Origin of the sequence: Solibacillus sp. FSL R7-0682, assembly GCF_038005985.1 — a bacterium.
Lineage (GTDB): Bacteria > Bacillota > Bacilli > Bacillales_A > Planococcaceae > Solibacillus.
Window position 1 is genome coordinate 1,436,021 of sequence record NZ_JBBOUI010000001.1, and the last position, 16,090, is coordinate 1,452,110.

The window sequence follows — 16,090 nt, forward strand, 5'->3', positions numbered from 1 at the left end:
CTTTTGTCAATTAAGGAACTGCTGTACGGAGATGTATGTGCAGTTCCTATTTTTTATGCTGTATAACTAATGTAGTAGCCAGCTAGGGCAAGTCCAATCCCAAGCAAAATAGTACTTGTTAAATAACTAAATGCAATTGGATATTTTCGTTGTTCAATGAGCTGAAACACTTCAAAGGAAAAAGTTGAAAACGTTGTAAAAGCACCTAAAAAACCAATTGCTAACAATGAGTACCAGCCTTCACTAACTTGTATTCCAAACGTAACTCCTAATAAAAAGGAGCCTAAACTATTTACAAAAAAAGTAGCCATAATATTTGATATGTTTGTTAGTTTATTACATAATTGGGTTATGCTATAACGAGCCATTGCACCAAAAAAACCACCAAGTGCTACTAAAAACATTCATTTCACTCCTTTTTACCCATTAAGAATCCGAGTGCACTTAGTAGGAGACAACCTACAGCAGTACTAAAAATATAAAGCATGGCAAAGAATATATGACCAAGCTGCAACAGTTGAAATGCATCTAAGCTAAATGTTGAAAACGTAGTAAAGCCTCCTAAAAGCCCAGTTGTAATTCCAATTCTTAAAGTAGGATGATACTTAAAAGACTGCCTTCCTATTAAATATGCTAATAAAAAGCTTCCACCCCAATTTATACATAAAGTTGCTATAGGAAAATCTGTTATAGAAATTAAGCTGCTTATCCAGTAGCGTAAAACAGCACCAAGCGAGCCACCAATCCCGACTGCAAAATAGGTCATGCTATCACCTCAAAAATCGTTCTTGCATTTATTTTGAATGGAATCTTTAAAAATGGAAACCTTTATTTTTTCTGGACCGTCTAAAAGATAAAGGAAAGTGAAGTCCACTCTTTTTTCATTGATAAAGGGGTGTTATACTTAAATCTATGATTTAAAATGTATTATTCACATATTTAAGAAAGGGGAATCTCATTTGCGAAAATTACCACAAAATCGCACACCAAATCCAAAGGCAAAGCAGCGCGCGAGCTTAACTTTTCGGATGAATGTCCTTTTCTTTTCAATATTTGTTCTATTTTCGGTATTAATTTTCCGTTTAGGATACTTACAAATAGTAAAAGGTGAGGATTATGTTCTAGAACTAGAGCGTAAAGAGGAAGTACGGGTAAATACGAGTGTACCACGAGGTCGTATTTTTGACCGTTACGGAAGAATTTTAGTAGATAATCAGCCTGAAAATGCGATTACATATACAAAAATGCAGACAACCAAGTCCTCTGAAATGCTTGACATTGCTAAAAAGCTAGCACATTTAATTGAACAGCCAACCGATAAAATTACACAGCGTGATAAGCTAGATTTTTGGATTTTATTAAATCCGGATGATGCGAAGGAAAAAGTTACACAAGAGGAAATGAATGAGTTCCGTGAGCAAAACGAAGAATTAGAAACAAAAGCGTTTAATGCAGAATACGACCGTCGTATTCGAGAACGAATTACAGATGAAGAACTCGCTCAATTAACGGATAATGATTTAGAAGTGTTAGCCATTTACCGAGAAATGATGACAGGCTACAGTTTATCACCACAAATTATTAAAGGTGAAAACGTAACTGCTGATGAATTTGCGCGAGTATCTGAAAATTTAACTGATTTACCTGGGGTCAACACGACAACGGACTGGAAGCGTGTTCGATTGTCCTCGTTAGCAGTATTAGGCCGTACAACCGTTCCAAGTAAAGGTGTACCAAAATCAAAGCTGAATTTCTATTTAGCACGAGACTACTCACGAAATGACCGAGTAGGAGAAAGTTATTTTGAAGCCGAATATGAGGAAATTTTACAAGGTGAGAAATCAGTCGTTAAAAACTTAACAAACAAAAAGGGGCAAGTTGTTGAGACCGTTACAACCTTTGATGGAGAGCCAGGTAAAGATTTAGTCACAACCCTCGACCTAGAGCTACAACAAAAGGCTGATGCGATTTTGGAACAGAAGCTATTAGAATTAAAATCATATGGTAGTTCTGCCGAGCTTTTAGATCGTGCCTTTTTAGTGGCGATGAATCCGAAAACAGGAGAGCTACTATCCGTAGTTGGGAAGAAACTCGAGTATGATGAGGAAACGAATGAACGTTATGTCATCGATTATTCCTATGGAACGTTTACAACAGCCTATGAAGCAGGGTCGGCTGTAAAAGCAGCGACAGTATTGATGGGTTATAATGAAGGCATCATTAAACCAGGTCAAGTAATGCTCGATTCTCCAATGCATATTGGTAATATTACGTTAAACTCATTATTTAATAAATATGGTAGTGTCATGCTAGATGATTTAACGGCACTTGAACGATCATCCAACATTTACATGTTTAAAATTGCGATGGGTGTAGGTGGTAGAACATATACCCCTGGGATGCGCTTCAGTTTAGCAGATGGCACATTGCAAAAAATGCGTAATGAATATGCCCAATTTGGTTTAGGTGTACCAACAGGTGTGGATTTACCAGGAGAAACAATTGGTTATCAGGCTGATCCGGATACAGATGTAAAAATGCTGAACTTAGCTATTGGTCAGTTTGATACGTATACAACATTACAACTAGCCCAATATATTTCAACAATTGCCAATGGTGGCTACCGTATTCAACCACGCATGCTAAAAGAAATTCGTAATCCTTCAAAGGATGGAGAAAATTTAGGGCAAATTGTTAACGAAGTAACACCGACTATTTTAAACCGTATTGAAAATAGTGAAAAAGAAATTGCCCAAGTGCAAGAAGGGTTACGTCGTGTTTATTTCGGTGCCAATGGATCAGCAGCAAGTAGATTTAGAGATGCTAATTTTACAGCAGCTGGTAAAACAGGTACTGCCCAAGTAGTTTACTACGGACCTCAGAAGGAGAAATATGGTACCGATACGATTAATATCGTACATGTAGGCTATGCACCATTTGAAGATCCAGAAATTGCGTATGCAATTATATACCCTTGGGCAACAACGAACTTTGATATTTATTTACCACAAGGAAATGAGACAGCTCGTGAGTTATTGGACGCTTATTTTGATTTGAAAAAGAAATATGTAGAAGATGGCCTTTCATCGAGCAAAGTCGAAAAACCAATTATTAAATCTTCTACTGAAACATTAAATGAAGATGAAGATGAGGAAACGGTTAACGAATAAATTGAAATCCCGTAGTGTTACGCTACGGGATTTTTTTAAGAAATAAAAATCTAACTTATAAAAGTACATATTAGTGGAAAGTAAGGAGAACATGCGATGCGTAAAAAACTTTTACATACTGTAGTCATTGTTGGAGCATTAAGTAATGCGGTGATTTTAGCCATGATGGACATGCCCATTTGGCTTATTGTATTAATGTCAGTTATTTATGTTGTCATTTTTGAAGGGCTACTTTTAGTGTTAGAGCCTCGGTTAGTGCGAGCCGAACGAGAGAGAAATGTAAAGGTCTATCCATTTTTACATGAGCTTGTTGATGCGAAGAAGGCAACTGTCACGCTACGAGATGGGACAACCCTTTACAATACAACTTTTGAAGGCTATGCCCATCCAAAGGACGCGAAAACGATTCTATTACATACGCAGACCGTTAAAACAAAGAAGGCGCCAGCAACAATTACAGAACATGAAGTTAAACTTATTAACATTAAGTCTGTTAAAAAGCTTCAATAAGTCGAAAATGAGACATTTTGCAAAAAAACATGCAAAATGTCTTTTTTTATTTACAATCATTTACTTTTAATTAACGAGCGAAAAATATTCTCTCAACAAACTATCTTTATAGTATGAATTGTAAGAAAAAACATTTTAATAACAAGCGGAGGAATTACAAATGAAAAAGTGGCAGTACTTAACATCAACAGCATTACTAGGTTCAGCATTATTTTTAGGCGCATGTGGAAGTGACGAAGATGGCACTTCTTCATCAGCTGAAAGTTCAGAAGAGGCTTCATCAACTGAGAATGCAGCGAAACAAGCTGAATCAGGCAATGCACAATTAACAGGTAACGTAGCGGGAGATGGTTCTTCAACGGTAGCTCCAATCACAGAAGCATTAGTTGAAGAATATGCAGCCGTACAAAAAGACGTTCGTGTATCTGTTGGTGTGTCTGGTACAGGCGGCGGCTTCGAAAAATTCATCAATGGTGAAACAGACTTCTCAAATGCATCTCGCCCAATTAAAGATTCAGAAAAAGAAGAGCTAGCAGCAGCAGGCATTGACTTTACAGAGTTTGAATTAGCTTACGATGGTTTATCAGTAGTAGTTCACCCAGAAAATACATGGGCTAAAAATTTAACAGTAGAGCAGTTAAAACAAATTTGGATTGAAGATGGTACAGAAAAGAAATGGTCAGATATAGACCCTTCATGGCCAGCGGAAAAAATCGTATTCTATTCTCCAGGAGCCGATTCTGGAACGTATGACTACTTCGATGAAGTGATTTTAGATGGTGAAGACATCGTAAAAACGGCTACTTTATCTGAAGATGATAATGTACTTGTACAAGGTGTAACAGCAGATAAAAACGCAATTGGCTACTTCGGCTATGCTTACTATCTAGAAAATAAGGACAAGCTTCAAGTTGTTACGGTTAATGGTGTTGAGCCAACAAACGAAACAATTGAATCAGGGGAATATTCTCCATTATCACGTCCATTATTTGTATACGTGAAAAATAGCGCAGTAAAAGATAGCGAAGCAGCATTCGACTTTATCAAATTTACTTTAGAAAATGCTGGTGAAATGGCTGAAGTTGTCGGGTATGTAAAGCTACCTGAAGAAAAGTACAATGCCAGCTTAGAAGTATTAGAAGGATTAAAATAAGCGAATAAAAATGAATGTGGGGTGGCGTCCTGCCCCTCACATTTTTATTTCAACAGAAAGTAGAAGATGGATATGAATTTGGAAGGGGAATACCGTTCATGACGACAAAGCAACATGAACCAGTATCTGTTCAGGCACTCATTGCAAAGTCCCGCAATCGCAAAGGAAAGAAAGTCATCGAAAGGATCGTACCAGCAGGACTTTTTTTAGCTGCAACAATTTCGGTGCTTACGACGTTTGGGATTGTATTTACACTCATTTTTGAGACAATCGAATTTTTTACCCGTGTATCAATTACTGATTATATTTTCGGAAAAGAATGGCTACCGTTTTCAGGAAAAGAGCCGTTATACGGTATTTTACCGTTAATACTTGGAACCTTTAAAGTAACATTAATTGCTATATTGGTTGCAGTTCCATTTGGCTTAGGGGCAGCAATTTATTTAAGTGAATATGCTTCAGAGCGAGTTCGTAAAACAGTTAAACCAATTTTAGAAGTACTAGCAGGTGTTCCAACAATTGTATACGGATTTTTTGCGCTCACTTTCATAACACCGATTTTACAAGCGATCATTCCGAACTTAAAAATCTTTAATGCGATTAGTCCAGGGATTGTTGTAGGAATTATGATTTTACCAATGATTACATCTATGTCAGAGGATGCGATGAGTTCTGTCCCACGTACTATTCGTGAAGGTGCACTAGGACTTGGCGCCACGAAGTTCGAGGTAGCAATTAAGGTCGTGCTACCTGCAGCATTATCTGGTATTGTGGCATCTGTCGTACTTGGTGTCTCCCGTGCGATTGGTGAAACAATGATCGTTTCTCTTGCCGGAGGATCGACACCGAGATTTGATTTTGGCTTCACAGACTCTATTCAAACGATGACAGCTTACATCGTACAAGTAACAACAGGAGATGCTGGGTACGGTACGACCATATACTATTCAATTTATGCGGTTGGCTTTACGTTATTTATCTTTACATTAATGATGAATTTACTAGCCTCTTACATTTCAAAACGCTTCCGAGAGGAGTATTAATATGCGCTACTTACAACACGACCAAGTGATGAAACGAATGAACAAGCGCCTCGTTTCAAATAAAGTTTGGAAAATAGTTTTCATTGTTGCAACTAGCTTTGCTCTAATTTCACTAGGAATGCTACTTTATCGGATATTATCACAAGGCTTAGGATATTTAGATTGGGGCTTTCTAACAAGCTTTGCATCGCGCATTCCAGCTAATGCAGGGATTAAAGCAGCGTTAATCGGATCGCTTTGGTTAATGTCTGTTGTCGCACCTGTTTCAATTATATTAGGTGTCAGCACAGCCATCTATTTAGAAGAATATGCAAAGAAAAATAGGCTAAATGACTTCATTCGTATGAATATTGCAAACTTAGCAGGTGTTCCTTCGATTGTGTTTGGTTTACTAGGATTAACCATTTTCGTTCGTTTATTAGGGTTAGATAAAAGTATTTTAGCAGCTGGCTTTACAATGAGCCTATTAATCTTACCAGTAATTATCGTTGCTTCGCAGGAGGCCATTCGTGCTGTCCCAAATGAGCAGCGGGAAGCCTCTTATGGTATGGGTGCAACGAAATGGCAAACAATTGTCCGTGTCGTGCTCCCAGCAGCAATTCCAGGTGTTTTAACAGGCAGTATTTTAGCGCTATCGCGTGCTATTGGAGAAACAGCACCACTAGTTGTCATTGGTATACCAGTCATTCTACAATTTTTACCAACAGGCTATCTAGATACATTTACGGCTTTACCAATGCAAATTTTTGACTGGGCGAAACGTCCACAAGAAGAGTTCCAATATGTCGCTTCAGCAGGCATTATCGTACTCATGCTTGTGCTCATCTCGATGAACTCAGTAGCGATTTATATTCGAAACAAATTCCAAAAACGATATTAGGAGTGGGATTCATTGATTCAAATTAAAGAAACGCAAGGTAAAAAAACACTTGACCATTCATCAAATAGTAACCCAACAGTAATGGCTTCAAAAGGATTTAACTTATGGTATGGGGAGCACCATGCCTTAAAGGATATTAACTTAGATATGAAGGAAAATGAAGTAACAGCTATTATTGGTCCATCTGGCTGTGGAAAGTCCACGTATATTAAAGCGCTGAATCGTATGGTCGAACTTGTACCAATCGTCAAAACGACAGGGGAAATTAACTACCGAGGTCGGAATATTTTTGATGCTGGTTACGAAGTGGAGGAGCTACGAACAAAGGTAGGGATGGTCTTCCAAAAGCCAAACCCATTCCCAAAATCGATTTATGATAATATTGCATATGGTCCACGTATTCACGGTATTAAAAACAAAAAAATCTTAGATGAAATCGTTGAAAAATCGCTCCGTGGCGCGGCAATTTGGGATGAAGTAAAGGACCGCCTCAATCAAAATGCTTACGGATTATCGGGTGGTCAGCAGCAACGTATTTGTATCGCCCGTTGCTTAGCAATCGAGCCAGATGTCATTTTAATGGATGAGCCAACAAGTGCCTTAGATCCAATATCTACGTTAAAGGTAGAAGAATTAGTCCAACAAATAAAACAGCAATACTCGATTGTCATTGTGACACATAACATGCAACAAGCGGCACGTATTTCTGATAAAACAGCCTTCTTCTTAAATGGTGAAGTTATAGAATATGATAATACCGATACTATTTTTTCTACGCCGAGCGATCAGCGTACAGAAGATTATATTTCAGGTCGATTTGGATAAAAGAAGAGGGGCAATATGAACATGATGCGAGAACGATTTGAACATGATTTAGTTTCTTTACAACAAGATTTAATGGAGCTCTGTGATAAAAGTATTGATTCACTGGAGTTGGCCTTCAATGCCTTTTTGAAGAAAGATATAGATATCGCGTTACATGTCATCGATACAGATTTAATGATCAATCGTTTAGAGGAAATGATAAATGATCGCGTAATCTTATTAATTGCAAAGCAACAGCCGGTAGCAACCGATTTACGCCGACTAATTGTTGTGATTAAAACGGCAGCAGATATGGAACGAATCGGTGATTATGCAGTGAATATTGCAAAAGAGACGATTCGTATAGGGAAAGAGCCCTTTGTCACGAGTATTGAACCAATCGAGGAGATGTTTCATAAAACAGCATCAATGCTTCGACAAATTGTGGAAGCATATATGGAAGAAAATACGGTTAAGGCAAAGGAAATTGCCCAGCTTGATGATGAAGTAGATGCTTTATATGGCAATACAATAGGAAATTTAATGAAGCTCAATGTGTCTAATGAGCATGTCGCACAAGTAACAAATCTATCATTCATCTGTCGGCATATTGAACGAGCAGCAGACCATGCAACCAATATTGCAGAGCACTTGTTTTATTTAGTAAAAGGGAAGCATTATGAATTAAATAACTAGTACAATGAGTATAAGGGGAGCACCCCCTTATACTTTTTTTGTTTTTTTGAAACGCTTTTACATTGAGAGTCGTTTACAGTGTAAGAAAGGAGGCTGGACGTACTTGCAGGAACAACTTGAGAGCATCATGCATGAGTTTAGTGGGCATTTATTGCGTCTTGCATACTTTTATACGAAAAACCGCCATGCTGCTGAAGATATTGTACAGGAAGTATTTATTAAGTTTGCAAGCTCAGATTACGAAGAGCGAGGTCAATTAAGAGCTTATTTAACAACAATGACAGTCAACCGTAGTAAAGATTACTTGAAAAGCTGGGCGTATAAAAAAATACAGCTTGAATCGAAATGGTGGATGAAAACATCGGATCGAGATCATTTAGTACAGCTGGAGGAACGTTCACAAATTGGTGCGGCCATTTTAAAGTTACCACTAAAATACCGTGAACCAATACTGCTGTATTATTATGAAGAAATGTCAGTAGGGCAAGTAGCTAGCATTTTACAGCTCCCAGAAAACACCGTAAAAACAAGATTGAAGCGAGGACGCGACCAGCTAAGACCAGTGTTAGAAGGCGAATGGGAGGTGCTATCTCATGAATGAACTAAAAAAGGCGTTACACGATGTGGCTGGAGATATGTCGGAAAGTGAACGAGCTGTAAAAAATGCTGTACTTTATAATAAAAAGCGTAAAAGAAAAATGCCATTATTAATTGTTCCTACAATCGTAATAATCATTTTAACAATCGGCATTGCATTTTGGGCGGTGCCTAAAGGATTTGATCAATTGAGTGCACAAAACTCAATTAATGAATCACTTTACTCCTATTATATGGAATTTCAAAAACTTAGTTGGAACGACGGAACAGATGAACAATATCGTTACGATGCCTACATGGAGATGCTACAGACGTTAGGAATAATTGAATATGCGAAAAGTATTGGGTTAAAAGCGACAGATGAAGATTATGCTGATTTAAAAGAATCATTACAATTTATAGAGGACAGTTATGAAGTATTTCCATTTGAGTCGCTTTCAAAAAAGGAATATAAGAATAATGTGCTACCAATTCTACAGGAAAAAGCAATTTATCAAAATCTATTAAAAAACAAATGGTATGAAACGTTTCCAGTTATGACCGATTCGATCGCACAATTTTATAGTAACCGGAAAGCTATAGTATATATGGAGGAGCAATACGAGAAACAACTAGCGTATTTTAAGGAGCAGCAACAAATTAAGACTTTACCTTCTTCATCATTTACATCATTACCAAAAACAGGTGTTGTTGCGGCCGTAAATGACAATGTGTTTTACTTTATGCAAAATAAAGTTGCGCAAGAGCTTGATGAAATACCACTCGAGCAATTTCAGACGACAAGCAGTACAAATAACGGCTCATTAAATGCGTGGATTATTAATGATGAAAGTGTTTCCTTACAAGTTGGAGACTATGTGAAGTTAAATGCGTCAGGCTGGAATACAGAGGAAAGTAACGGGGAAATCGTTATGCTAGCATTGCCTGATAGTATTGAAGTTTTACAACGACAATCAGATGGAAACAATATAGAAGAGGTAACATTAAATATAGAAGATAGCTTGCGATTAGAAGAACTGTTAAAATCAGCGAAATGGGAAGCAAATTCATTGATTAGAATATATAGCGATTTACCTTATTACATTGTGCATACGAAAATAACTTCCTATAAAATTTGGAAAACATCGCAACGAAGATTTTATATCATGCCCTTTGGTGAAGACAACTTTACACAACTGACACAAGTAAAAACGAGTGAATTAGAACAAATTTTGGATAAAAATAAAACAAAGTAACTTCTTCCTAGTTTACGAACGTGCTACAATGTGAATGAGTAGTAATAAGTGTGTAAGTTAACGCCTAACTTATGCCAATAGCAAAGGAGTAAACAAAATGTTAAAAACAATTGTATTTGATCAATTAAAGCAAGCAATGAAAAATAAAGACACATTAGCAAAAGGTGTTTTAACACTTGTCAAATCAGCACTTGATTCTGCAGAAAAAGAAAAGGGTGCAGAGCTAACACCACAGGAAGAAATTGCGATAATTAACCGTGAAATTAAGCAAACTAATCAATCACTAGATGGCGCAAAAACGGCTGGACGTGACGATTTAATTGAAAAAGAAGAAGCAAAATTAACGATTTTAAAAAGCTTCCTTCCAAAGCAATTATCCGAAGAAGAAATTATTGCAGAGCTTCGAGCAGCAGGGATTACTTCTGGAATGAATATGGGGGAAGCAATGAAAATTGCGAAGCCTCTACTTGATGGTAAAGCAGACGGTGCAGCAATTTCAAAAGCAGTTAAATCTTTAATTTCTTAATGCTGATAAAGACAATCCTTGCATGATGCATGTAAGGTTTGTTTTTATCCGATGACAAATGCTACATAGGAGGATAATTATGAATTTACATGATCAAATTGAATTGTATAATCCTACAAACGAGCAAGAAACAAAAGATCGTGATTTGATTTTGCGTGCTATGGGCACATTATCTGATGTGTTAACGCGCAATAATGAAATATTACACTTTACAGCTTCAGCAATCGTATTAAATCCAAGTCGTACACATGTATTAATGGTGTACCATAATATTTACAATTCATGGAGTTGGACAGGTGGACATGCGGACGGGGAGCCAGATTTATTTAAAGTGGCGAAAAAAGAGCTAATGGAAGAAGCAGGCTTAACAGAAGTAAAGGCAATTCAAGAAGAGATGATTTCTCTTGATATTTTGCCAGTAATCGGACATAAGAAAAACGGTAAATATGTCGCTCCACATTTACACTTTAATGCAACTTATTTATTTGAAGTACAAGATGATGCCCAGCTCCAAGTAAAGGCGGATGAAAACAGTGCAGTAAGTTGGATTGCTATAACAGAAATAGCGGAGAAGTGTTCAGAGCTCCATATGATACCGCTATATGAAAAAATAATTGGTAAAGTAAAGCAATTACAAATATAAAGTAAAAAGCAATCTTCTGAATATTAGAAGGTTGCTTTTATGTATTAGGAGATGAATTAATCGCTTACACTCTCTAATTCAATGTTTTCAGGGCGTGTTCGAATGTTTTCATGGTAACGGCGGACATCTCGGTAAGGTAAAAGACGCGGTTGAGCCCGTAAATCGTCTGCATCCATTTGAAATTGGGCAACACGCCCTTTTGCTAAAGTGACAAGGCGTTGAAAAGGGTTGATCGCAAGTGCCTTTGAATATTTTCCGAATAATGTAAGGTTATGACCTGGATTAAAATATAAATTTAGAATAGCGCGATTATGAGCAATTGCGTGGGGCGTATCACAGCTATACCAAATATCCTTAAACGTTACACCTAATAGGACAGCATACTCGATCGCATCAAGTATTGGCACTTCCTGAAACGAATCAGAAGTGTCTGAATCCAATTTAAAAACTTTCATATGGGGATCAAATGCATGTAATTCATAATAAATTAGTGGAATTGGGGGCATTTTAATACGCTCTTTAAATGTTAAATTAGATGGTGGACGTTTTGTACATAAAAATAAATTATTACGTGTAAAGTAAGCGATTTCTTTCCCTATAACTTGTTGATATTGTGTGTTTTCATAAATAATAGCGTAGAACATAGTTGAAAATTGTACAATTCGATATAAATGATTGTCGTAGTAACTTGATTCTATAAAATGAATGCAGTCCTCCATTGTATCGAAGCCTTCATAAAATGAATAACTTTCATATATAGATAACAACCATTCCCGACACAAACTATCCTCTGTTTCGAAGCCAATTGTATCATCTGCAATTGTACGTGATGTAACTAACTTTCCGTTAGATTGACGTAAAAAACGATTGGCTAGTAAATATTGGACTAGTCTAATTTCATATTCCTCTTGCATAATATCTGGGGACAAATCCTATCAACCTTTCTACAAAATGAACCTTTTAGATTTATTTTTAATTATATTAAATAGGTATTATTTATTATAACATATACTTTCACACGTTGAATTGAAATCAAAAATTAATTATGGTAAAATTATCTTTAATTCAATATATTTGAATTCGAGATTAATAAGTATGGAGGAATAATCGTGGAATTTGTAAAATTAATCGAAAAAAGACGTTCAGCAAATAATTTTCTTGAAGGTGTCGTAATTACGGAAGCCGATTTAAAACCTGTGTTCGACGATGTAAAACTAGCTCCTTCAACATTTAATTTACAACATACAAACTATTATGTAGTGCTCGATGAAGAAAAAAAGGAGCAGATTCGAGAAGCCGCCTTTGGACAATACAAAGTACATACAGCTGCGGGAGTTATTATTGTTACGGCTAACCGTTATGCCTATAAAGATACAGCTTGTTTAAATCAAGGGATGCTAAATTTGGGAATTATGACGGATTCGCAATTGGAGCAAATGGTCCAAGAAAATACAAATTTTTATGAGCAGCGCGGGGAAGATTTTATGAAGGAAGATGCGATTCGAAATGGCTCGTTGTCAGCAATGATGTTTATGCTTGCTGCTAAAAACCGTGGCCTAGATACGTGCCCAATGAATGGCTTTGATCCTGAAAAAATTCGTAACATATTAGATATACCTAGTTCCGATGAGATTGTCTTAATGATTACAATTGGCAAAGAAAAAGAAAGTAGTCGAAATTTAAGAGGATATCGTAAACCAGTAGAAGAATTTGTAACTTATATGAAATAATGAAGTATAAATGCTTCCTAAAATCAAGAGAATAAATAAAAAAAATAATGGATTGTACGTGAGAATGTGAAATAATTTCACAAAATTGAACATGCCTGTGCTAAAATAACGATGTATCAACAAAAGGGAGGCTGTTTTTAAATGGCGAAAAAGAAGAAAGAATATACAATCGCTCCTGAGCGTGTAGAAGAAGCATTATTAATCCAAAACCGTATGTTAATCGAATTATTTGTTCAAGTATTAGATGAGCAATTAGTTATTGAGCGCCCAATCCTACATGAACGTTTAGAAAACTTAATCGAGCTATCTGGCCATGACCGTGAGTTAAAAGATACTTTACACGGTTTAACTGAAAAACTGTAATTACATACAATATGTATGGTACGGCATCCGAGCTTTCGGGTGTCGTTTTTTTATGGGGACATTTCCTTTTAAATTTCTTCCCGCTACAGTTTGAATTACTACTTTTTCAAGACGATTTTCGCTATACTAACGATATTCATTTATATTTTGATGGAGGGTTTTCACATGACAAATGATAGCAGGACACTTTTAAACGATGAAATTCTTCATTTTTTATATAGCAAAGCTTCATTTCAAGGACTATCTGAAGAAGAACAGCAGCAATTTTTACTCCGTTTTCAAACGGATGATGTTTTTAAAGAAATAATCGAAATATCGATCGCATTAGAAGAAACGATTACAGAAGTTGAAGCAACGATGCCAAAAATCCAAGATAGAGATTTTTTATTGTCTCAACAAGAACAAAAGGAAGTTTTAAAAGAACGGATGGTTGTTAATGGTAATGTTTATTATGTACCATTTGACGAACTTGATCATATTTATTCGCCAATGATTATTGCTCTCCAACAATCGAATACGATGGAGGAGTTTGATACGTTTTGTAAAGGCATCATTTTACCGTTGTTTAATTTATGTGCACTTCAAAGACGCGATATAATCATTTTACCATTTGGTAAGGAAACGAAAGCACCATTACACTTTAAAAATGGCATAATGGACACTCCTACATTTGATTCCTTTTTAAATGGGGAGCATGGTGGAGAAGCGGCAATTGTCCCTGTATTGACTAAAGCGCTCCAACTATTTAAGAACGATCCCATTAACAATCAACGGGATTTAATGATTATAACTGACAATCAATTTACAGATTTTAATGATTTAATTCAACAGGATGTCACACATACGTTAAGAGCACTCAATATTGATGTTTCAGTAATTGCGATGAGTGAAATTGACTTTGAAGTACAGCCGATTACGTTTGCCGATAAAGTATTTTTTGCAAATGAATGATTGGGGAAAAATGGAAATGTATGTTTATAATTGTCATTAACGAATCCTTTGCGGGTTCGTTTTTTTGTATTTAAAAAGGGAAACCATGCATAATGTCGAATTATTCTACTATATAGATAGATTACTTATTTTGCAGAAACGGAGTGTTATGATGTATACAGCGTATTGTCGCACTTTTCAAGAATCATTAAAATTAGGTATGAAATTTATGAATTGGCGAAAACCACAGCTTCTAGAAGGTGAAAATAGTTTATTAAGGCTTCCAGAATTGATTAAAAGTTTACATTATAAACAACTATTAATCGTGACGGATGAAGGAATCGCCAAATTGAATTTGATGGATCCATTATTAGCCGAGTTACAGGCACTGGAAATCAATTATGTCATATACGATAAGACCATTCCTAATCCGACGTTTACAAATATCGAAGAGGCACTTCAACTTTATTATACAAATCATTGTGAAGCTATTATTGCCTTTGGTGGTGGTTCTCCTATGGATTGTGCAAAGGTAGTAGCAGCAAGAGTTGCGCGTCCTGAGAAAGAGATTCCTCAGCTAAAAGGATTGTTTAAAGTCCGAAAAGAAATTCCTACATTATTTGCAGTACCGACAACAGCGGGTACTGGAAGTGAAGGAACAGTTGCAGCCGTCGTTACAAATAGTAATACGCATGAAAAATTTGCAATTAGTGACCCGGTTTTAATCCCACATTACGCAGTGTTAGATCCACTATTAACCGTAAATTTACCAAAGCATATTACATCGACAACGGGGATGGATGCTTTAACACATGCAGTAGAAGCATATATCGGAAGAAGTAATACTGAAGAAACACGCAAATATTCTCGTGAAGCAGTAAAGTTAATTTTTAAATATTTACAGCGTGCATATGACGATGGGCAAGATGTCGAGGCTCGAAAGCAAATGCAACGTGCTTCATACTTAGCAGGCTTAGCCTTTACACGAGCATATGTCGGCTATGTCCATGCGATAGCACATACTTTAGGTGGCTTTTACCAAGTGCCGCACGGTTATGCGAATGCTATCATTTTACCGCATGTTCTACGTTTTTATGGGGATCATGCAGCCAAGCCATTAGCAGAGCTAGCTAATTTAGTAGGAATCGGAAATTTTAGCGATAGTGATGAAAAAAAAGCACAATTATTTATTGAAGCAATTGAAAAAATGAATGAACATATGGCGATTCCGACAAAGGTGGAGGGGATTGTCAACCGTGATGTACCCTTAATGGTAGATCGCGCATTACAAGAAGCGAACCCATTATATCCTGTACCGAAAATTGTGAAAGAAGATGAGATGTTTTACCTTTATCAAATAATTCAAGCTTAATAGTAGTATGCAAATAAAAAATAGAACTTCCGATTAATTAAAGAAGTTCTATTTTTTATAATGATTTTCAACATGGAAATTTAACAGAGCGAATTATTTAAATACCTAGCAGAGTAAAGCCCGTCATCTAAGCTACCTCAACAGCACCTATAACATTATTGAATATGGGTCACAATCGAGCACATTTCTTGAAGTGGAATTGTACAATCACCCAATTGATGCTCTGGGAAGGCTGGTTATTTAACTATCGCAGTAGTTTAGTGGAGAAGGATTTTCCCTTGTGAAAAAAATTAATTAAATAAAATGGCTATTGCTGTGGAGTTGAAGTGGCAGACAAATCTTACCTATTTCTATAAAAAATTTCAAAGAAAAATGGTAAATTATATTATAATATATAGCAAAGGTAAGGTTTGTATACTGCAGAATTGTAAAATATTA

At 36.3% G+C, this 16,090-nt stretch carries 18 protein-coding genes; 15 read left to right on the forward strand and 3 right to left on the reverse strand.

The features are described from left to right. Window positions 1-53 precede the first annotated feature (53 nt). Window positions 54-404, reverse strand: coding sequence for a fluoride efflux transporter FluC (locus MKZ17_RS07215; protein WP_340723076.1), 351 nt, complete (start codon window positions 402-404; stop codon window positions 54-56). Window positions 405-409: 5 nt separating this feature from the next. After that, complete coding sequence (crcB, locus tag MKZ17_RS07220) at window positions 410-766, reverse strand: fluoride efflux transporter CrcB (RefSeq protein WP_340723077.1); 357 nt, start codon at window positions 764-766, stop codon at window positions 410-412. A 193-nt stretch (window positions 767-959) separates the two neighbouring features. Between crcB and MKZ17_RS07225 the strand changes: the two genes are divergently transcribed. From MKZ17_RS07225 to MKZ17_RS07275, 11 genes are all read left to right on the forward strand, one after another. Next, window positions 960-3,170, forward strand: coding sequence for a peptidoglycan D,D-transpeptidase FtsI family protein (locus tag MKZ17_RS07225; protein WP_340723078.1), 2,211 nt, complete (start codon window positions 960-962; stop codon window positions 3,168-3,170). Window positions 3,171-3,266: 96 nt separating this feature from the next. Continuing rightward, window positions 3,267-3,680 carry a response regulator gene (locus tag MKZ17_RS07230; protein ID WP_340723079.1) on the forward strand — a complete coding sequence of 138 codons (414 nt, stop codon included), beginning with the start codon at window positions 3,267-3,269 and terminating at the stop codon, window positions 3,678-3,680. A gap of 160 nt (window positions 3,681-3,840) precedes the next feature. Continuing rightward, on the forward strand, window positions 3,841-4,833 hold the full coding sequence (locus MKZ17_RS07235; RefSeq protein ID WP_340723080.1) for a PstS family phosphate ABC transporter substrate-binding protein: 993 nt from the start codon (window positions 3,841-3,843) through the stop codon (window positions 4,831-4,833). Between the two features lie 98 nt (window positions 4,834-4,931). Further along, on the forward strand, window positions 4,932-5,876 hold the full coding sequence (gene pstC / locus MKZ17_RS07240) for a phosphate ABC transporter permease subunit PstC (RefSeq protein ID WP_340723081.1): 945 nt from the start codon (window positions 4,932-4,934) through the stop codon (window positions 5,874-5,876). A gap of 1 nt (window position 5,877) precedes the next feature. After that, window positions 5,878-6,756 carry a phosphate ABC transporter permease PstA gene (gene pstA / locus MKZ17_RS07245; protein ID WP_340723082.1) on the forward strand — a complete coding sequence of 293 codons (879 nt, stop codon included), beginning with the start codon at window positions 5,878-5,880 and terminating at the stop codon, window positions 6,754-6,756. An 81-nt stretch (window positions 6,757-6,837) separates the two neighbouring features. Further along, on the forward strand, window positions 6,838-7,581 hold the full coding sequence (gene pstB, locus MKZ17_RS07250; RefSeq protein WP_340725515.1) for a phosphate ABC transporter ATP-binding protein PstB: 744 nt from the start codon (window positions 6,838-6,840) through the stop codon (window positions 7,579-7,581). A gap of 21 nt (window positions 7,582-7,602) precedes the next feature. Further along, window positions 7,603-8,256 carry a phosphate signaling complex protein PhoU gene (gene phoU, locus MKZ17_RS07255; RefSeq protein WP_340725516.1) on the forward strand — a complete coding sequence of 218 codons (654 nt, stop codon included), beginning with the start codon at window positions 7,603-7,605 and terminating at the stop codon, window positions 8,254-8,256. A gap of 103 nt (window positions 8,257-8,359) precedes the next feature. Beyond that, window positions 8,360-8,857 carry a sigma-70 family RNA polymerase sigma factor gene (locus MKZ17_RS07260; protein ID WP_340723083.1) on the forward strand — a complete coding sequence of 166 codons (498 nt, stop codon included), beginning with the start codon at window positions 8,360-8,362 and terminating at the stop codon, window positions 8,855-8,857. Next, on the forward strand, window positions 8,850-10,088 hold the full coding sequence (locus tag MKZ17_RS07265) for a hypothetical protein (protein WP_340723084.1): 1,239 nt from the start codon (window positions 8,850-8,852) through the stop codon (window positions 10,086-10,088). Before MKZ17_RS07260 ends, MKZ17_RS07265 begins: the two co-directional genes overlap by 8 nt. A 97-nt stretch (window positions 10,089-10,185) precedes the next feature. Next, window positions 10,186-10,614: a GatB/YqeY domain-containing protein gene (locus MKZ17_RS07270; protein WP_340723085.1), complete on the forward strand. Its 429-nt coding sequence runs from the start codon at window positions 10,186-10,188 to the stop codon at window positions 10,612-10,614. A gap of 79 nt (window positions 10,615-10,693) precedes the next feature. Continuing rightward, the gene (locus MKZ17_RS07275) at window positions 10,694-11,257 is read left to right on the forward strand and encodes an NUDIX hydrolase (RefSeq protein ID WP_340723086.1); all 564 of its coding nucleotides are present in this window, start codon (window positions 10,694-10,696) and stop codon (window positions 11,255-11,257) included. Between the two features lie 56 nt (window positions 11,258-11,313). Here the strand turns inward: MKZ17_RS07275 and MKZ17_RS07280 are convergent, their stop codons facing one another. Then, the gene (locus MKZ17_RS07280; RefSeq protein ID WP_340723087.1) at window positions 11,314-12,186 is read right to left on the reverse strand and encodes a hypothetical protein; all 873 of its coding nucleotides are present in this window, start codon (window positions 12,184-12,186) and stop codon (window positions 11,314-11,316) included. A gap of 180 nt (window positions 12,187-12,366) precedes the next feature. Between MKZ17_RS07280 and MKZ17_RS07285 the strand changes: the two genes are divergently transcribed. From MKZ17_RS07285 to MKZ17_RS07300, 4 genes are all read left to right on the forward strand, one after another. Beyond that, a complete protein-coding gene (locus tag MKZ17_RS07285) occupies window positions 12,367-12,987 on the forward strand; it encodes a nitroreductase family protein (RefSeq protein ID WP_340723088.1) in 621 nt (206 codons plus the stop codon). A 141-nt stretch (window positions 12,988-13,128) separates the two neighbouring features. Continuing rightward, the gene (locus tag MKZ17_RS07290) at window positions 13,129-13,350 is read left to right on the forward strand and encodes a phosphate-starvation-inducible protein PsiE (protein ID WP_340723089.1); all 222 of its coding nucleotides are present in this window, start codon (window positions 13,129-13,131) and stop codon (window positions 13,348-13,350) included. Window positions 13,351-13,515: 165 nt separating this feature from the next. Then, on the forward strand, window positions 13,516-14,301 hold the full coding sequence (locus MKZ17_RS07295) for a hypothetical protein (RefSeq protein ID WP_340723090.1): 786 nt from the start codon (window positions 13,516-13,518) through the stop codon (window positions 14,299-14,301). 151 nt (window positions 14,302-14,452) lie between these two features. Further along, the gene (locus tag MKZ17_RS07300; RefSeq protein ID WP_340723091.1) at window positions 14,453-15,652 is read left to right on the forward strand and encodes an iron-containing alcohol dehydrogenase; all 1,200 of its coding nucleotides are present in this window, start codon (window positions 14,453-14,455) and stop codon (window positions 15,650-15,652) included. The last annotated feature ends 438 nt before the right edge of the window (window positions 15,653-16,090 follow it).